Raw genomic sequence first — 17,970 nt, forward strand, 5'->3', positions numbered from 1 at the left:
TTCTCCTCGTGGAACGAACCGGTTTGGGCCAACAGAATGGATCAATATTATCGCCCGTTGCTCTATCAGGCCTGTTTGCGGCTCTCGCCGGCGGGCATCCAGCGGCGCAATTTGTCCTGCAGACGTTCGGGGCTGATGGGTTTCGACATATAGTCATCCATGCCGGCAGCAAGGCACAATTCCTTGTCGCTTTCCTGCGCATGCGCTGTCACACCGATAATCGGTGTGCGCGGGAGCGAAAGCTCCTCCTCGAGCGCCCTTATTTTTCGGGTTGTCTCATGGCCGTTCATGATGGGCATCGAGACATCCATCAGGATAAGCGACGGGTGGTGCTTTTTCCAGAACTCGAAAGCGTCCAGGCCGTTCGGTGCAATGTGAAATTTATAGCGTGTCTGTTGCAGAAACTGCGTGAAGACAATCTGATTGACTTCATTGTCCTCGGCGACCAGCAGGTCCACGTAAGCGCCGCCAACGGCAGGCGCTTCGCCTTCCTGTGATGCAGGACTTGTCTCGGCATGTTCCGCAGAGCCTGTGGCGGACTTGGCGATCGGGCTGCTGAGAACCTCGGAAATGGTTGTTTTCAAAAGCTGAGCCCGAGCCGGCTTCATGAGATGGGCCTGAACGTTCAAATTTGCAAACCGCTGCTCATCTGCCGCCATGTCCATTGACGTCAAAAACATGATGGGCATGTCATCGAACCACGCGTTCTGGCGGATTGCACGTGCCAGTTCCACACCATTCATGCCGGGCATGTGATAGTCCAGGATAGCCAGATGGACCGGCACTTGAAGTCCCTGTGCGGCGTCCAGAACCGCGAGCCCCTGGGGACCGTCTTCGGCCGCGCAGGCATCGTAGCCCCAGCTGTTCAATTGCTCGATCAGGATGGTCCGGTTCACCTCATTATCATCAACGACAAGAATGCGGGCGCCTGGATGCCCGATTGAGGTTTTGCGTAGCCTTGCACCTTCCGCAGCTTTCAGGGGAAGCCGGGTGGAAAATGTGGTCCCTGAACCCATCTTGCTTGTGACATCAATGGTGCCTCCGAACAGATTGATGAGGGCCGCCGTGATGGCGAGGCCGAGACCGGTTCCCTCGTGCCGGCGCGTGGACGATCCGTCGACCTGTGAAAACTTTTCGAAAATATCGCCGAGCTTGTTTTCAGGGATACCGATGCCGGTGTCGTTGACATCCAACTTCAGCATGGGCTCGCCGTCTTGTTCTTCGCATGAGAGAACAATCAGAACATGGCCTTTTTCGGTGAATTTCACGGCATTGCCGACCAGGTTGGTGACGATCTGGCGGAACCGGCCGGCGTCGCCGTGAATTCTCTCCGGCAGATCGGGACTGCTTTTGATGATCAGCTCGACATCTTTTTCGGCGGCCGCAGCGGACAGCAGCGTGGCCACATCTTCGACAGCTTCAAGAGGATCGAACACGCCTTCGCGCAGTTTCATCTGACCGGCATCGATCTTGGAAAAATCCAGAATGTCGTTGATGATCGTCAGCAGTGCATTGCCGGATTTCACGATCACATCGGTGAAGGTCTTCTGCTTGTTGTCCATCTCCGATTTCGCCAGCAGTTCAGCCATGCCGAGAATGCCGTTCATCGGGGTTCTGATTTCGTGGCTCATATTGGCCAGGAATTCGGATTTGGCCCGGTCGGCGGTTTCAGCGCGGGCGACCAGCTGTTCCAGGTTCTTCTGGCGCTCCCGCTCTTCGGTAATGTCCGTCATGGTGATAACACGCAAATCGTCGGGCGAGGCCTTGATTTCGAGGCGCACCCATCGCTGGTTATCGACCTGGGCGACCATATGCATTGGTACGCTGCTCGCGCGGCACTCGCGCCAACGCTCGGTCAATTCTTCCATGCTTTCAGTGAAATAACCCTGCCCAACGCAATACTCCATGAGATCCGTCCATTTGTGGCCTGGATCGGTCAGTCCGTCGGGCAGGGAGAGCATCTTCTGGGCCGCTCCATTGCTTACGAGGATGCGCATACGAGAATCGGCGACGACAAAGCCCTGTTGCATGGAGGACAGTGCCTCGTTCATCAGCTTCCCGGTTTCCGAAAGTTTAGCGCGCGCTGAAATGATCTCCACTTCGCGCTGGCGCAATTCGGAAATATCATTGTAGGTGAGCATGAAACGATTTTCACCGATCGGCTTGCCCTTCACGATGAAATGTTTGCCATTGTTTGGCTGAATGAGCTTTTCCGGCATTTCGCTGTTCTGGCGGATGTCTTCCAACCAGTTTGCTTTGTAGGCTGCGAATTCCTGTTCGGTGAAATTGTATCGGCCGACTTTAAAATTGTAGTCCAGAAGCTCGACGAAGGTTCGGCTTTCCAGTTCGCCTAGCTCCGCGGCGGCCCAGTTTTCGTTGATCGCGTTGTTGGCCATCTCGATCTGGAATGTTTCCTGGTTGATGACGAGAATGCCGAAATTGACCGCATCCATCACCGCTTCAAGTCTTTGCTCGGCCATTTCCGCGCGCCGTCTGGCTGCTTCGGCTTCGGCCTCGCGCTCCTTGATTGTTGAAATATCGGTCATTGAGCCGGTCATGATCCGCCTGCCGTCGGCAAGGGTAAGCCACATCAGCTTTTTGATGACGTCGGTCTGTTTGCCTCCGGCGCACGGGATCGTCTCCTCGCCCGTCCAGACGCCGCCGTTCCGGGCCAGGCTCTCATTGGATCGGCGGTATTTGTCAGCCTCTTCGCCAAAGAGATCCTCAAGTGTGGTGCCGACAAGCTCCTCGGCCGATCTTCCTACGATCTTGCAATAAGTCTCGTTGACGTAAATCATGCGGTGATTTTCGTCGCGGGCAAAGGTGGCGACCGGAACATTGTCGAGGAAAGTCTTGAAAAGGCTGAGTTCGGTGTAGCTTTCGCTCAAAAGTGCTTCGCGTTCTGCACTTTCGGTGACGTCAATCCTCACCGCGACCAGATATCCGTTTGCCATTCGGTGATTGGTTGCACGGATGTGCCGGCCGCCGCTCAGCTTGATGATGCTTTCCGAATGGGTCTGATTCAGGTCGTCGAGCCGCCTCTCCACCCAGTCGTCGATTTCGTCTGGTGTCGATGGGCAACCGTCCTTGCCGGCATGTTCATGGGCGAGGGTGATAAGGGCATCGCGTATTGAGATGCCGACCTCGGTGGGAAAGTGATCTTCCTTTGCAAGTGCCTTGAAAGCATCGTTCGCGTAGATCAGGCGATTATCGGGTGACAGAATGAACAGCGCGACATCAATCCCATCCGCCGCATCCTTGATCACACGCAAGAGATACTCTTCGCTCTCGTTTGTCGGCGTGCGCCTGGGTGCCACGTAGGTATCATTTGCGGCCTGTATTGCGGGCGCGCTTTCCAGCGGTTCCATATATTCGAACAGGAATATCCCGCCATGTTCCGTGACGAACTGCTCCGCGATAATGTCATATTCCGTTTCGGCTGTGCCGACCTTGGCCCTGGTGCGTGTCTCCTCACCGAAGACGATGCAGCGGCGCTCGGCTATTTCCCGCTCGCTGCCGACGAAAGCTGCATCAAAAAAACCGATCCGTTTTCCGGGAAAGGCTTGCGGTGATTGGCCGAACAGTCGGGCATAGGCTGTGTTGACCTCGATATGAACGAGCTCCGAGCTCTTGATGCAGGCCGGCTTGTCAAGCCTGTGGATGCGCTCGCATGCAAGTTCCAGCAATTTCTCTCTCTGGTTCACGCGCTCTTCCCTCGGGTGTCACCGGTATGCGGTAATGTGGATCATGCTTAGCGCCAATCCTTAACACTACGCACGATAACGAAGGGTTAACCATGCAAGCGGAAGTGCGTTCAGAGGATGAAAAGTTTGTTTTTGCAACCTGGATGCGATGCTTGATATTGGGCGGTCTTTTGGCAGCCTGCCTATTGCCATCCAAAATGAACAGGTCCGGACAAGTTTGTCATGTCATCAAAGCGACACAAGCCGCTTTCCAAAGCTTGTTGCTTTGGATGGCGAATAATGAATATTGACCTGCTACAGCGGCTGAAAGCACCAATCGAAGGGCAAAACAGATTGGCTTTCATATGTTTCTAACGACCGGCGGCAGAGTTGGCCTGTGTCATCTTTTAAGATGGCACAGGCCACTTCTTTTTCAGGAACCTCGAAAAGAACACGGCTTTTCACGCGGCAGACTTGCCGCAGGAACCCTTCTCGAAGATACCGTTCAGTGTCTGCAGCATTTCGTGAACGCGCTCGTCAGTGCACGAGTAATAGATGGTTTGCGCATCGCGACGGGTCGCGACAAGATCCATGGCTCTGAGTTTTGATAGGTGCTGAGAAAGTGCCGATTGGCTGAGACCAATCTTGTCGGCAAGCGCCCCCACCGTGATCTCTGCCTCAACAAGATTGCATAAAATCAGAAGTCTTTTTGCGTTGGCCATTGCGGAGAGGAACTCCGAGGCCGGGTCTGTATTATCGTGTAGAAATTTCAAGTCCATATGTACCGATTCCCTCACATCTATAATGTGTGGGACTTTCCAGCAAACTTTACAAAAAATTGGCAAAAAAATCCCCGCCCGAGAATAACCCAAGTATGTAAAATTGTATATCGGCAAACTTATGTATAATCGGCGAAAAAGCCGCTTTTCAGGATGTTTTTCACACCTTCTGTTTTCATGGTTTTTTGAAAAGCCAACCGTAAGAACTGACTGCCGCGCCTCAGGTCAAATCCTTCCGGATCAAGAGAGCAGACGACATAGTTCCCTAGTCGCGAATCTTCGTGGTCGCGATTTTTCCAGTCGCGATTTGCAATTTCCAGAAGTTTGTCCTGGTAATCAGCCATCATGGTCGTCGCATCGGAGTCGATTGCCAGGTCGTTTTCAGTCAAAGCGTAGGCCTTCCCGAAACCGCCGTTGAGGCTGGCTCTTAATGGTCGTAGTCGCATGAAGAGGAAGTCTGCGAAATCGGCGTATAGCGCGGCCTTCTTGTGACGTCTCAGGAACCGGGCGCGAATGGTGCGGTCATCTTCGCTCTGCCGGGCCACGGGAAGAGCATCGCACTGGATGGTCAGCCTTGGCGAGGCGAGGGGATCGCCCTTGCCGGGTTCTCCCACCAAGAGTGAGGCGCGAGCATCGGAAAGCAGCGCCTTTGTGTGCGCCGATAGCCGTGAGATGAGTATGACAGGCATGCCGTCGGGAGCGGTGCCAAGCAAAACCCGGCTGCAATTGGGATATCCGGTTTCAGGATCAAGAGCAGCAATCGACCCGAAGGGTGAACCGCGCAAGAGAAGCCGAGCTTGCCGGCGCGCGTCTTCATCTGTTTCCCTTATCGGATTGATCTTCTCACTCATGCCTCTCGCCGTTTGTGTTTTGTCAGTCCGGCGACAATGTCCTGAGCCGAAATCGTACCGATAATCTTGCCGTTATCGACAATGCCCACATCGCCCGGCTTATCGGCCATCGCGCCCAATATATCCTCCAGCGGCGTGTTAGACCTGGCCGTTGCCGAGACCGGGCCGTCAGAGGGACCAGGGCGCATGATATCTGCTGCCGAAAGCATGGCGATCGGATTCATGTTCTGCACGAACTCGGCGACATACTGGTTGGCGGGGTTCTTGACGATTTCCTGAGGCGTGCCGCACTGAACAATGCGTCCGCCTTCCATGATCGCAATGCGATTTCCGATGCGGAAGGCTTCGTCGAGATCGTGGCTCACGAAGATGATGGTCTTTTTCAGTCTGCTCTGGAATTCGATCAACTCGTCCTGAAGCCTGGTTCGGATCAGCGGGTCGAGAGCCGAAAAAGGCTCATCCATCAAGAGAATTGGCGCGCCGGTCGCAAATGCGCGAGCAAGGCCCACGCGCTGCTGCATGCCGCCGGAAAGCTCGTTGACCTTGCGGTCTTTCCATTGCGAAAGATTGACGAGTTCAAGCTGTTCGGCGACCTGCTTTTCACGTTCTTTTTCAGAAACGCCGGCCAGTTCCAGACCGAAGCCGACATTGTCGGCCACGGTTCGCCAGGGCAGGAGGCCGAATTGCTGAAACACCATCGACACGGTGTGCATGCGAAGGTTGCGCAAGGCCTTTGCGCCTGATGTGTAGGGATTGACCGGGCCGTCTTTGGTTTGCACCTCCACGCTGCCTCTAACCACAGGTGCAAGTCCGTTGACGGCGCGCAGCAGGGTCGACTTGCCAGAGCCGGAAAGGCCCATGAGCACGACGATTTCGCCTTCCTCAATTGTCAGGTCCGCGTCGGCGACGCCCAGAACCAAGCCGGTCTCGGCGCTGATCTCATCGCGGTTTTTCCCCTCGTCGGCCAATGCAAGGGCGCGCTCCGGACGGTCGCCGAAGACGATGCTGACATTCTTAAAAACGACCGCGGTCATGCACCTTCTCCTTCGCCGGAAACCTTGAAGAGGCGATCAAGAATGATGGCCAATATAACAATGCACAGGCCTGCTTCGAAGCCTTTGGCAATGTTGACGGTGTTGAGAGCGCGGACAACGGGAACGCCAAGTCCGTTGGCTCCCACGAGGGCCGCGATGACGACCATGGAGAGCGAGAGCATGATGGTTTGGGTGAGGCCAGCCATGATTTGAGGCAGGGCAAAGGGAAGTTCCACTTTGCGCAGCACCTGCGATGGAGTTGCGCCAAACGCCTCGGCCGCCTCGACCAAGGAGCCTGGCGTGGATATGATGCCAAGCCGCGTGAGCCGCACCGGCGCGGGGATGGCGAAGATAACGGTCGCGATCAGACCGGGGACCATGCCGAGACCAAAGAGAATCAAAGCCGGGATGAGATAAACGAAGGTCGGGATCGTCTGCATGAGATCCAGTATGGGCCGGAGGATTGCGTAAACCCAGGGCCGGCGCGCAGCAGCAATGCCCAGCGGCACACCGATCAACATGCACACGGCAGTTGCGGCCAAAACCAGCGCCAGAGTGTCCGTCGTTTCTTCCCAGTATCCCTGATTGACGATCAGCAGGAGACCAAGCGCCGTCAGAACGACAACAGAAACGGAGCGTCGCATGAACCAGGCGAGTGCCGAAATCAGAACGATGACAAACAGAGCGTAATATATTTCTCCATTCGCGCTTCGGGTGACGAATTCGGGACCTTGGAGAACAAGAAGAAGCGCATCGATAACGACGCGTAAGAACGACGAAAGCGCATCAAAAAACCAGCCCGCGCTGTCTGTGAGCCAGTCTACGGCCCATTGAGCCCACTTGCCGATCGGCACCTTGTTGTCGGTCAGAAAATCCACCTTTGTCGCCCCTGAGAGAAATTGTTTTTTGCGCAATGAGGAAGGGCGGGATTAATCCCGCCCTCTTGTGTTTGGCCTGATCAGCTGCCAAGCGCCGACTTGACGGCTTCTGCTGCATTTCCACCGTCTTTGGTCGTAACACCCTCCAGCCATGAGGCGTAGGCATCGGGATGGGCCTTGAGCCATTCGGTGGCGGCCACCTTGGCATCCTCGCCGTCATCGAGAATTTTGCCCATGATGACGTTTTCCATGTCCAGGGTGAATTTCAGGTTCTTGAGGAATTGCCCGACATTGGGGCATTCTTCGAGATAGCCTTGACGAACATTGGTGTGCACTGTCGCCGCGCCAAAACCGCTGTCGCCCATTCCGTCCAGATAGGCGATATCCATAGCCCCCATGATGGGGTGGGGTGTCCAGCCGAGGAAGGCCACCCATTCGCCGTTTTTCATAACCTTTTGTGCCTGAGAGATCATGCCGGCTTCCGAAGATTCCACCAGTTCGAAATTCGCCAGCGAACCATCCTTGATCCAGTCGAGAATGATACGGTTGCCGTCGTTTCCGGGCTCAATCCCGTAGATCTTTCCATCAAACTTGTCGGCATTCGCTTCGAGGTCTGAAAGCGACTTGACGCCAGCATCGAAAGCATCCTGCGACACGACAATGCCGTAGCCTGCGCCAGTGAGGTTTTCGGTGATGGATTCAACGGACTTGTCGTCGAGGAAAGGCTGAACGTCAGCGGCCATGGAAGGCATCCAGTTGCCGAGGAAGACGTCGATGTCCTTGTTCTTCAGGGACGTGTAGGTTACCGGCACAGAGAGCAACTCGGTTTTTGTTTCGTAGCCGAGAGCTTCAAGAACGACTGATGTTGCTGCCGTTGTTGCCGTGATATCGGTCCAGCCGACATCGGAGAAGCGAACGGTGCCACAGCTTTCCGGCTCTGCTGCATTGGCAGAGGCAATGCTCAGCACAAGGACGGAAGCGGCGGCTGCCAGAGCGGATTTTCCAGCGAATTTCATGAACATTTGATTGTTCTCCCTCTTTGAAGTTGGCTTAACGAAACATCAATGCCCGGTAATATCAAGGGCTTTTTGGCAACTGTTAAGGTGCATTTCGCAAATGATGCAGTTTCTGTCGCATTGAGGTTGTCGATGCAAATTGCTGTGGTTTTTCGAGGTGCGCGCTTGGCTTTTCGCACGGATGGCCGCATGGAAAAGGGGAGGTGAACCATGGCCAAACTCTACTTTTCCTATGCCGCAATGAACGCCGGCAAGTCAACAAACCTGCTGCAGGCGTCCTATAACTATCGGGAACGGGGCATGCGGACGGTGATTCTCATTGCTGCCATCGACGAAAGGGCGGGCAAGGGAACGGTTTCCTCGCGTATCGGCCTTTCATCCGACGCGATTGCTTTTGACAACGGCGACGATCTTTTTTCGATGATCGCGCGCATGCATGCTGAGGGTGAAATTGCCTGTGTCTTTGTGGATGAAGCGCAGTTTCTCACTGCTGAACAAGTCTGGCAGTTGGCACGCGTTGCAGACCGGTTGAAAATTCCCGTCATGGCCTATGGTCTCAGAACCGATTTTCAGGGCAAGCTTTTCCCGGGCTCACGGGAGTTGTTGGCGATTGCCGACGAGTTGCGTGAGGTGCGCACGATCTGCCACTGCGGGCGCAAAGCGACAATGGTCGCCAGGCTTGATGAAAATGGAAATGTCATCAAGGAAGGCGCGCAGATCGATATCGGTGGAAACGAAAAATATGTGTCGTTTTGTCGCCGCCACTGGGAAGACAAAATGCGCTGCGATTGATTTCCGTCAAGGCGCAGTTGCAATTCGAGCTTTAGTAGCAACGGTATGATAGCAGTTTTGTGATACAGGCTGCTTATGCCAATGATTGTGCCTTGGCAATCATGATTGAAACCTGGAAAGGGGAATTGATGCTGAAGAAAATTCTTATCACGTTTGGCTGTCTCGCGCTGTCTGCCGGCGTATCTCAAGCCGCTGGCGATGCTGCAGCAGGCGAGAAGGTGGCGAAGAAATGTGTTGCCTGTCATACGTTCGAGCAGGATGGCAAGAACAAGGTTGGCCCCAATCTGTTCGGCGTTGTCGGACGCACTGTTGGTGCCGTGGATGGCTACAAGTATGACGAGTCTTACACAAAGCTCGGCGAACAGGGCGCTGTCTGGAGCGAAGAAGAACTTGCTGCATATCTGAAGGACCCGAAGGCCTATATCAAGGACAAGGTCGAGGGCGGCAAGACAAAGATGACCTTCAAGCTGACAAAGGACGAGGACGTTCAAAACGTGATCGCCTATCTGGCGACGTTGAAATAAGCCAGCCGAATTCCAAGGTAAAGAAAGCCGCCCAGGACATTCCGGGCGGCTTTTTCATTTGTATGGTGGATGCTCTACCGGTCGAGCACGTCGCGGATTTCAGTGATGTTGGCGCGCACGCGCAGAATGTAAAAGCCCATTGTGGCGAGGTGGGTCGGCATGATCCAGCCGTCTTCACTGCCGTTGGAGATAATGGCGGGCTGAATTCTCAAGGCAGACTGAAACTGCTTGTCCAGGCGATCCCAAAGAGAGCCGACATTGCGTTCACGCACGACATTGGAGAAGTCGGAACGGGCAGCCTCGAGAATGCCGTAATAGGCGTAAAGCTGGCCGTAGGCGAACCAGAAGCGGTCATCAGCGCGTGTGTCGAACCAGCCGGAGCTGTAGTTTTCGGACCGTTCGCGCAGAATGTCGGAGGTCGAGCCCAGGTCGTTGGCAATGCGATCAAGGAAGCTCATCAGGTTATCGGCGCGACCATCAAATACGGCATCGCAATTTTCAAGCGATGAATTGAACTTGCGCAGATCCTTCATGGCCGAGCGGTAGAAGCTCGGTGAGGGGGTCTTGGGTCCGAAGGGGCTCAAACCAAAATACCAGGTATATTCATCGAACTGCAGATTGCCGCGGGCGTTCTGAAGGTCGCTGTTGACCGCCGATGTGCCGCGCACACGGCCGAGCGTATCCACCAGTTCGACAGCTGTGCGGCGAAGCGCCTGGTTGATGCCGCGCTGGAAGCTTGCCTTGTTGTCGAGGAAGGGCGTGTCGTCCCAGTCGAGACCGAAGAGCCCCATCTTGTAGGCAATCATGGAGGAGATCCAGGCGTTCTGATTGACGTTGAAATCGATAAGATCCGCCGTTACTGCCACGATGCCTGAATTTTCACACTTCCTGCCGGAAGCGTCGCCTGTCAGCTGCTCCCCGGCAGAAGCTGTACGTTTTGAAAATTCATATTTATCGGGATAGGCGGCGTTGAAGTTCGTCCAGCTTTCCGCCTGCACGATAAAGTAGCCGTACAGTAGCGCGAGGCCGATCAGCACCAGCGCAATGGGTCCCTTGATCACCCAATGGCGACCGCGAAACCAGCGGGTGATGGCAACAAAGGGCCAGGCAAGCCAGCTTATGAAGATGCCGAAGGCACGGCCGATGCGCAGAAACATCCCTTCGAAAAACATGATGATGGGATCAAGCATGGGTAGGGCCTCCAATACCGTATAGCCGCTGGCGGAATGTTTTCTTGTCTTTCAGATATGTGTCTGCGAGCGTGCTGACAACATGTTCCCTGAACATTTCGCCGAAGTGCTCATAGCTATCGTAGAAGCCCTGCTTGTCAAACACAAAGCGTGATACATAGTCGCGCGGTGTCAGCTGCGCAATCAGGCGACCGACAAGCCAGAAATCGGGATGATCGGGCTTTGCGCGCACGGCGAGAAAACGCCATTTGTGTGGAATGTCGTTGATATTGGCCTGACCGGTCTGCGCGAGTTTGCGGCTAAGATCCTGAAGGAACGGGTAGGAGCCTTCCTCCGCGACCAATCCGACGTGGCGCGAGAGCCATGTCTGGCGCCAGATCGGATCGCTGGCCTTGAAGTCTGCGTCGGCCACGGTCTCGCGGATCAGCCCTTCCAGCGTCATGTTGGCACGGTGCTGCAAAAGGCCGGTGGCTGCCGCCCAGGAGCCGCGCGGCAGTTCTATGCGGCCCGAACGCATGAGGAATTCAAAGACGCGCTTATGATCGTCGATGGGGATATAGCTCACCTGCCACGGGCGCGAGCGCCGGAAGCCGGGCGCATCCTTGTCGCAGATCACGGTCGCGTCGCGGCCTTCGTGGAAAATGTAAACGCCACCGAAGTGGTTGGCCCAGTAGCTTTCGTGACGGAAGACGAGCTGGTCGGGGACCAGCTTGTTTTCGCGTATGTCGCCGGTCTTTTTGGCCAGCTCCACCATGCGGTTCAGCATGGCATCGTCGCGCCATGCATCCGGTTCGGCCTTCAGCCGATCGACGAGACCCCGCAACTCCGCGGCCCGGCTCAAAATGTCTTCTGCAGAGAGGACACGAAAAGAGACTTCATTGATCTTGAGTAGGTCTTCAAGTGTATCGACCTTGGCGACGCTATCCTCGATCTCGCCATAGAGCGCATCGCGGATGGTGACTGCGGAAATCGCTCGCGCATTGGCCTCGTAAAATTCGTGCATCAGGCCGGCGGTGTTGGAAAAACTCGTATGCACCACCGGCAGGTTCTCCTGATCCGGGGTCATGATGATGAAACGGCGGTTCACCTTGAGCGGGTCAAGATAGTCCTTGTCGTTGAGCTCGGACGCCACTTGCGGCGAAAAGCCGGTCATGTCGATTTCGAATTCGCTGAGCCTGGTTTCCGGCAGGCCAAAGCCTTTCATCGCCTTGTTATAACGCTCGACAAGATGCGGCTCGGAAATGGTGAGCAGGCGTCCATAAATCAGTTCGGCTTCCAGGAGGCGCTGCATGCTACTCTTCACTCGGTCCTTTTTCTTCGCGATTCCAGTACAGGTCGTCGAGGTCGAGTTTCAAGACATCCGCGATCGATTTCAACGCGGCAATGCTGCCGTCTTTCTTGCCGGTTTCGATTTCTGAGAGATATGCGGGGCTCAGTCCTGCCTTCGCCGCCAGTTCCTTTGCCGTCAGCCCGCGAAAGTCGCGCCACACGCGCACAGGGCTCTCGCCATCAATCATGCGGCTGACGTATTCGGCGGGGACAAGTTCCTCTTCACCTGCCGCAACGCGCGCCTCATGGCGGCGGATTGCTTCCATGTCCTCCAGATCTTCGATCCGCTCAATCAAGGCGTCATATTGTGCTCTGGTCAAAACGATCAATTCCTCGCCACCTGGCGAGACGAAAGAAACTGCCTTATTCATAGGTCTATTCCCTTATAAACGTCGCCGCGGGGCGCAACCCGGACAACATCGACCACAGTGCCGTCTTCCTTGAAAATCACCCGCCAGTCACCGATACGCAGCCTGTAATAATATCCGCCCTGAAGCTTCTTGATATTGTTGGCAAGCGATGCCGGGTCATTGGCGTATTGTGCCATTTTCGATCTGATGCGTTTTGCGTCATTGGCTGGCATCCTGCTCAGGTTTTTGCTGGCTTCCCGACTATATATAATAGTTTTCTGCACTATAGCCGCTCCAGCAAGACTTTCAATATAATTCGCTAAAAGCGAATTTCTGCTACACCTGCCACCTCCCATCCTTCTTCATGGTCTCGATTTCGCGGATGGCCTTCTCGCGCTGGCGTTCGCGGCGGATGATCTCTGAGACTGCTGCGTCGTCTGACTTATCTGTGTAGCGGAATTCGCTGTCAGCGTAGCGGTTGATTTCCTGCAGCACGATATCGATGGTGATCGGTCCGCGCAGCGCCTCGATCATGGCCTTCTTCTCATCGTAGGGTTTGTGCATAAAGGATTCCGGGGTTTCGAACCATTCGTCCGGTAATTCCACATCCATGGTGCGCATCTTGATGGCATCGGTGATGTTCTTGATGGCGCGACCGGTGAAGCGTGGCTCGGCCTGTTTGATGCGATGGAGATAGGTGCCGATATCGGCAAGCGTCTTGACCGCGCCGATTTCCTTCTCGAAAGTATCCCAGACGGCGCGTAAGCCTTCTTCCTGCGGGCGCGTGTAGCTCGAATAGGCTTCCGACACCGCCTTTTGAATTTGCTGAGCGGCAAAAAGTTCATGATCGCCCAGCGGAATCCTGTGGTTCTTGCCGGCAAGCAGGGCGAATATGTCAATATAGTCGTCGCGTGTTTGCGGGCCGTCCACCAGCCAGCGGGCACCTGCGCGCTGGCGCAGCGCATCATCGACATTTTCGGGATAGTTGGAGAACATGCCGAAAGAGCAATTGCCGCGCACAACGGTGGATGCACCGGCGAAACTCTCCATCAGCACTGCGGTTACTTCCTGCTGACCGGCAGAGGCGCGGTCGTCGGAGCGTTTGGCGGCCACCTGGTCGATATCGTCAATCGTGCCGAAGCCGATGGCGCGCGGGCTCATTACATTGTTGATGAATTCCTTGGCGTTCTGACCGGATTTTCCCTGATAGGAAGAAATCTGGTCGACGCCGAAATTTTCATAATGGAAAGCATAGCCCGCGACCTCACAATAATCGTTCAGCAGGCCCGCGATCATCTGGATCAGGATCGTCTTGCCGGTTCCCGGATTACCGTCGCCGATGAAGGTGAAGAGGAAGCCACCGAGCTCGACAAACGGGTTCATCTGCCGGTCGAAATCGTAGGCCATCAGCATCTTGGCAAGCTTGAGCGCCTGATATTTGGCGATGTGATTGCCGATGATTTCGTTCGGTTTCTTGAAGCTCATCACCAGCGGCTTGCGCTTGGTGCCGGGTGCGACATCGAAGCCGTTCAGATCGAAATCATCCTGATCGATGCGAATATGGGTGTTTTCGAAGCTCGCCAGACTGGTGAAGCGCGCCTTGCGGGAAATCAGTCCCTCAAGGGCCTCACGCACGAAGGCTTTGGCGCGGGCCGTCATGGCGGTTTCGTCGGGCGAACCGGCAATAGCCTTGTCGAGGCCGGAGATCAGCGATTTCAGCGCATCCTGCGGCGTGTCGAACAGGAAATCCGGCTCATGCGTGTCGTTGACCGGCTCCGTTTCGCCATCGATTTTAACACCGAGATAGGCACTAAAGGTGAAGGCTGCGATATAGGCGGATGCGGCCAGGAGTGACTTGAACCGTGTTGCCTCATCCCCGGCGAGTGGAGCTGATGCATTGCGGCTTTTGAGCGTTTCCAGATCGGTCTGTTCGGCGAAGACATCGGCTATGGCCAGCGCAATCTGCAGGCCACGCCGGGCGCGATAGAGCAGCGTGTGCTGCGCAATGGTCATCAACGGATCGCCGGGGGGAATGGACTGGATTGTCCGGGCGAGTTCCACCTCGCGGGTGCGGCGCGTTGGCGTGGAAGACACAGTGGAAATGAAACGGCGACCTGTGCCGGCAAGCGCACTTTTCGCGCCCGGATCATCCGCTTCAATGATCACCATGCGCGTCACCAGCGATTGTGCGGCTGCCTGATGTTTGGCGATATCGTCTTCGTGGATCGTGGTGAGGCCTGCATTGAGCGCCATGATTTTCTCCTCACACCTGGCTGACGATATTGTGGCCCGAAATCACGTGGACCTTGTAGCCTGCAAAGATGTTGTCGGCCTCGCCCTCGGCATAGAGCGCCTGATAGGCATCGTGGGGAACGAGGGCATGTTTTTCATAAAGGCTGACGCCTTGCCGGGTGGCTTCCAGATCGTCGGTATTGATGTGGAATTCTTCTTCCGCCGGTGTGGATGAAAACCAGCCGCTTTTGGCCGGCTTCTCGTTTTTGGAAAAGACTTCCTGCACGGTCCAGGTCAGAACCCAGGCGTTTTCGGGCTTGCGCACCTTGGAAATGATATCGTTCACGCGGGCATTGTTTTCCGTAATACCGGCTGAATAGAAGGGGCCGAGAATGGCGCGCTGCAGGCGCTTGGGATGCAGGTCGGCAAAATCCCGGTCGAGGTTCCGGGCGATTGTCAGTGGTGACAGGCCGTAGGCGCTGTTCTTTTCAGCAAACGCGTCGAAGGGTTTGGCAAGCTCGGGGTTTAAAAGTCCTCCAACGGGCAACTGGATCTCGACATCCTCATTCAGCGTGCCATCTTTCGTCACCAGAATGTCGGCGATTTTCGGAGACGAATCCTCTGTCACCAGCGCGTAGATGATTGGCAGCATCTGCGAGCCGTCAAACGTTGCCCACCGCACCCCATAGGCAGGGCGACGCGTCTTGGTGTTGACGTCGACATTCACCGTTTCGGGCAGGATGAAGGGCGAAAAAAGCTGGCCTTTACCGATTTCCTCAAGGTAGAGCCGCTCGGCCATGCGGGCTTGCAGATCGGATGGGAAGGACTTCTGGCGCAGAATGAAATCGGCCATCTCCTCGCGCAGCAGGTCGGCTGCGGGAATGGCGGAGAGGCGTTCGGGGGCGGTTTTGCGGTCGTTTTCCAATTCCAGCAGGTTCTGGAAAACCGGAAAACCGCTTTCTGCGCGGGAAATGCGGAACTGCTCCATAAAGCCGAGGCGATTGCGCCAGCAGGCAAAGGAGGTTGCCAATCGCTCCACATAAGGCCCCATGATCCGGCTCGCCCGGTTCACCTCGGTGTCCATCGAAAGAAACCGCTGCAAACCATCGAGCGCGGCTTCCATCGACTGGAAATAGTGTGCAGCGGTGGGGGACTGTTCGTTCATTTCAGATGCCGAAGACCTTATTTCTGCACGTAGTCAGCGGCGTTGTGCTTATCCATCACGTCCTTGAAGCGGCGGGCAAAAGCATCGTCTGCGAGCTTCTTGCGGCGTTGAATATCCTGGGTGGAGAGCATGTTCTTCTCATGCATTTCCAAGAGGTCGCCAATGTGGCTCTGGGCAGCGGCGCCAATACCGGCCATGGTCTCTTCAGCGGCCGTGTCCACCTGGCTGCCGAGCGTGTTGATGCGGTGGGCAACGTCCTGCTGGGCTGCGGTTTTCAGCGAGTCTTCCAGCGCCTTGTACAGCACGATGCGCTGCTCGGTATCGATGGTCAGCTTGTTGATCAGCGTGTTTTGCGCGGCAATCTGGTTGTTCAGCGAATCCACGAAGGTCTGGAACATTGAGGTGTAGCGCTCCAGCGTCTGGCTTTCGGCCAGAAGCTCCTGCTCTTTGGCCTGCATCTGGTTATATTCGGTCGCCATGGCCGAGCGCTCGCTTTCCAGGTCTGCGCGGGTCTGCTGGTCGGTGGAGGAGGCGATCTTGTTTTCAATGTCCATGAGCATTGGATTGAGTTCTTCAATGCGCTTTTGCGTCTGTTCAAGTGCGTCCAAGGTTGACTTGCGGCGCTCGATCACCTGTTTCAGGCTGGTTTCGGAATTGGCGTAGCGCTCTTCGAGTACGCTTTTCTGCTCGCGCAGAATGCCGACGATCGTGTCTGACTTGGCAAGCAATTCCTGCAGGTTACCGGCCAGCGACATGTTGCGCACACGGTCGGTGCGCATGCGCTGGGCGCGCTGCTTTGAGAAAATGCCGACGAACTTCTCATAACCGGAGAAGGTCTTCATGCTTTCGAATTCTTCGCCGAAGACGTTGGTCGCATCTTCCAGCCCGATGATCAGGTCGGCAATATTGGCCTCCATCACCTTCTGCTGTTTCAGCACATCCTGAATGCGGGCGTTTTCGATATCGAAATTGGCATCGCCGATTTTCGTTTCGGCCTTGGAAAATTCGTCGAGAACCTTGCCGGATTGTTCGAGCTTGCCGCGCATCTCGCTGACAACAGAACGGGTCTTTTCGATTTCGGAATCGAGCGATTGAAGCGTTGCCATATTGCGTCCCCTGAAAAATCTGACTGGCGCGAGATTAGCGGATGTGGTGGAGGTGACAAACTCCCAATCGCGCAATCCCCGGAAGTTTATTTGGATACGCCGGAGCAACGTTCAAGAGGTGGACTTTATTCCCTTGCTGGCGGGGGTCTCAGCGGCAGTAGCGATATCCGCGCGACCGCTCCAGAATATCGATATGGAAGTGCGTTTTGTGCGCATCGTCGCTGCCGGGCCCGAGAACCGTGGTGAAATAGAGGCAGGCGGTGGCTCTGGCGGCCCGCTGGAACGCCCCTTGAAGGGTCGAATCGGTGTCGCGCGCTTCAACATCAAGACGCTTTCCGCTGGCAAAGCGGAAGCCGCCAATGTCGATTGCATTGCCATGGGCATGTTCGGATATTTTGCCCGTCTTGGCATTGTTGCGTTTGCGGCAAACGTAGTCGGAGGCGTTTTCAATCACCGTCAGCTTGTCGCCGGAGAGGGCGACTTTCGCAGCGGGCAAGACGCTGTCTTTGGTCCACCGGGAAAGCTGGAGTGCGGTCTGGCAGCGCAGTTTTGCCTCCGGTATCACCTTGATGCCGGGCAGCACTTCACTGAGGATGATCGGCTTGTCGATCCCGCAACCGTCCCCGTCGTCGATCTGTTCAGCCGTTTTGAACGCCGCACCTTCAGCCCTGAGATCGCTCAGGCATTGGGCGAGCTCTTTTAGGTCTTCTTTTTCAAGTTTTGCGACAGGTGCCTTCGGCTCTTCCGTCTCTTGATCGGTGCTTTCGGGCGAGGGCTTATCTGTGCTTTCCGAACTCGGCGATGTGGGGGTCGGGACTGGGAGCGAGGCAGGTGCTGGCGTTTCCAACTTCGGCCTTTCCTGCGGGATCGGAATATCCTCAGCCGCTGCCCCTTGAGCCAGTGCCAGTGCCGTGACGGCTATCAATATCCACTTTGTCATCGCCATTCCTTCTCGGGCCTTCGTGGAATGGAAATGAAGCGGGAGCGGGATTGTTCGTTTCAAAAAATGTTACGGTCATAAATAAAAGAGGCCAAGGTGAA

The 17,970-nt window shown here is 55.6% G+C and carries 16 protein-coding genes; 2 read left to right on the forward strand and 14 right to left on the reverse strand.

Annotation, left to right across the window (positions count from 1 at the left end; translation table 11 throughout):
- Window positions 1–65 precede the first annotated feature (65 nt).
- The 6 genes from NHF56_RS03995 to choX form a co-directional block, all read right to left on the reverse strand.
- The gene (locus NHF56_RS03995; protein ID WP_252801781.1) at window positions 66–3,704 is read right to left on the reverse strand and encodes a response regulator; all 3,639 of its coding nucleotides are present in this window, start codon (window positions 3,702–3,704) and stop codon (window positions 66–68) included.
- 440 nt (window positions 3,705–4,144) lie between these two features.
- Window positions 4,145–4,462 carry a metalloregulator ArsR/SmtB family transcription factor gene (locus NHF56_RS04000; RefSeq protein ID WP_252801782.1) on the reverse strand — a complete coding sequence of 106 codons (318 nt, stop codon included), beginning with the start codon at window positions 4,460–4,462 and terminating at the stop codon, window positions 4,145–4,147.
- 119 nt (window positions 4,463–4,581) lie between these two features.
- Window positions 4,582–5,313, reverse strand: coding sequence for a HugZ family protein (locus NHF56_RS04005; RefSeq protein ID WP_252801783.1), 732 nt, complete (start codon window positions 5,311–5,313; stop codon window positions 4,582–4,584).
- On the reverse strand, window positions 5,310–6,347 hold the full coding sequence (gene choV, locus NHF56_RS04010; RefSeq protein WP_252801784.1) for a choline ABC transporter ATP-binding protein: 1,038 nt from the start codon (window positions 6,345–6,347) through the stop codon (window positions 5,310–5,312). The genes NHF56_RS04005 and choV overlap by 4 nt, the downstream gene beginning before the upstream one ends.
- Window positions 6,344–7,225 (reverse strand): choline ABC transporter permease subunit, encoded by an 882-nt coding sequence (choW, locus tag NHF56_RS04015; RefSeq protein ID WP_252801785.1) that lies wholly within the window; start codon window positions 7,223–7,225, stop codon window positions 6,344–6,346. The genes choV and choW overlap by 4 nt, the downstream gene beginning before the upstream one ends.
- Window positions 7,226–7,305: 80 nt before the next feature.
- Window positions 7,306–8,247 carry a choline ABC transporter substrate-binding protein gene (gene choX, locus NHF56_RS04020; protein WP_252801786.1) on the reverse strand — a complete coding sequence of 314 codons (942 nt, stop codon included), beginning with the start codon at window positions 8,245–8,247 and terminating at the stop codon, window positions 7,306–7,308.
- A 204-nt stretch (window positions 8,248–8,451) separates the two neighbouring features.
- On the opposite strand from choX, the gene NHF56_RS04025 reads away from it, so the two are divergent.
- Both NHF56_RS04025 and NHF56_RS04030 read left to right on the forward strand, forming a co-directional pair.
- Window positions 8,452–9,033 (forward strand): thymidine kinase, encoded by a 582-nt coding sequence (locus NHF56_RS04025; RefSeq protein ID WP_252801788.1) that lies wholly within the window; start codon window positions 8,452–8,454, stop codon window positions 9,031–9,033.
- A 128-nt stretch (window positions 9,034–9,161) separates the two neighbouring features.
- Complete coding sequence (locus tag NHF56_RS04030; RefSeq protein ID WP_252801790.1) at window positions 9,162–9,557, forward strand: cytochrome c family protein; 396 nt, start codon at window positions 9,162–9,164, stop codon at window positions 9,555–9,557.
- 74 nt (window positions 9,558–9,631) lie between these two features.
- Here the strand turns inward: NHF56_RS04030 and NHF56_RS04035 are convergent, their stop codons facing one another.
- From NHF56_RS04035 to NHF56_RS04070, 8 genes are all read right to left on the reverse strand, one after another.
- Window positions 9,632–10,747 (reverse strand): DUF2333 family protein, encoded by a 1,116-nt coding sequence (locus NHF56_RS04035; protein WP_252801792.1) that lies wholly within the window; start codon window positions 10,745–10,747, stop codon window positions 9,632–9,634.
- The gene (locus NHF56_RS04040) at window positions 10,740–12,038 is read right to left on the reverse strand and encodes a DUF6638 family protein (protein WP_252801793.1); all 1,299 of its coding nucleotides are present in this window, start codon (window positions 12,036–12,038) and stop codon (window positions 10,740–10,742) included. The genes NHF56_RS04035 and NHF56_RS04040 overlap by 8 nt, the downstream gene beginning before the upstream one ends.
- A gap of 1 nt (window position 12,039) precedes the next feature.
- Complete coding sequence (locus NHF56_RS04045; protein WP_252801795.1) at window positions 12,040–12,447, reverse strand: helix-turn-helix domain-containing protein; 408 nt, start codon at window positions 12,445–12,447, stop codon at window positions 12,040–12,042.
- Window positions 12,444–12,782: a type II toxin-antitoxin system RelE/ParE family toxin gene (locus NHF56_RS04050; protein WP_306431139.1), complete on the reverse strand. Its 339-nt coding sequence runs from the start codon at window positions 12,780–12,782 to the stop codon at window positions 12,444–12,446. Before NHF56_RS04050 ends, NHF56_RS04045 begins: the two co-directional genes overlap by 4 nt.
- Window positions 12,763–14,679, reverse strand: coding sequence for an ATP-binding protein (locus tag NHF56_RS04055; protein WP_252801798.1), 1,917 nt, complete (start codon window positions 14,677–14,679; stop codon window positions 12,763–12,765). The genes NHF56_RS04050 and NHF56_RS04055 overlap by 20 nt, the downstream gene beginning before the upstream one ends.
- Window positions 14,680–14,689: 10 nt before the next feature.
- The gene (locus tag NHF56_RS04060) at window positions 14,690–15,823 is read right to left on the reverse strand and encodes a hypothetical protein (RefSeq protein WP_252801800.1); all 1,134 of its coding nucleotides are present in this window, start codon (window positions 15,821–15,823) and stop codon (window positions 14,690–14,692) included.
- A 17-nt stretch (window positions 15,824–15,840) separates the two neighbouring features.
- Entirely contained in the window at window positions 15,841–16,929 is a 1,089-nt protein-coding gene (locus NHF56_RS04065) for a hypothetical protein (protein ID WP_252801802.1), read from the reverse strand.
- Window positions 16,930–17,077: 148 nt separating this feature from the next.
- On the reverse strand, window positions 17,078–17,875 hold the full coding sequence (locus NHF56_RS04070) for an extensin family protein (RefSeq protein WP_252801804.1): 798 nt from the start codon (window positions 17,873–17,875) through the stop codon (window positions 17,078–17,080).
- Between the last annotated feature and the right edge of the window lie 95 nt (window positions 17,876–17,970).

The sequence above is a fragment of the Rhizobium sp. L1K21 genome (assembly GCF_024055895.1).
Taxonomy (GTDB): Bacteria; Pseudomonadota; Alphaproteobacteria; order Rhizobiales; family Rhizobiaceae; genus Ensifer_A.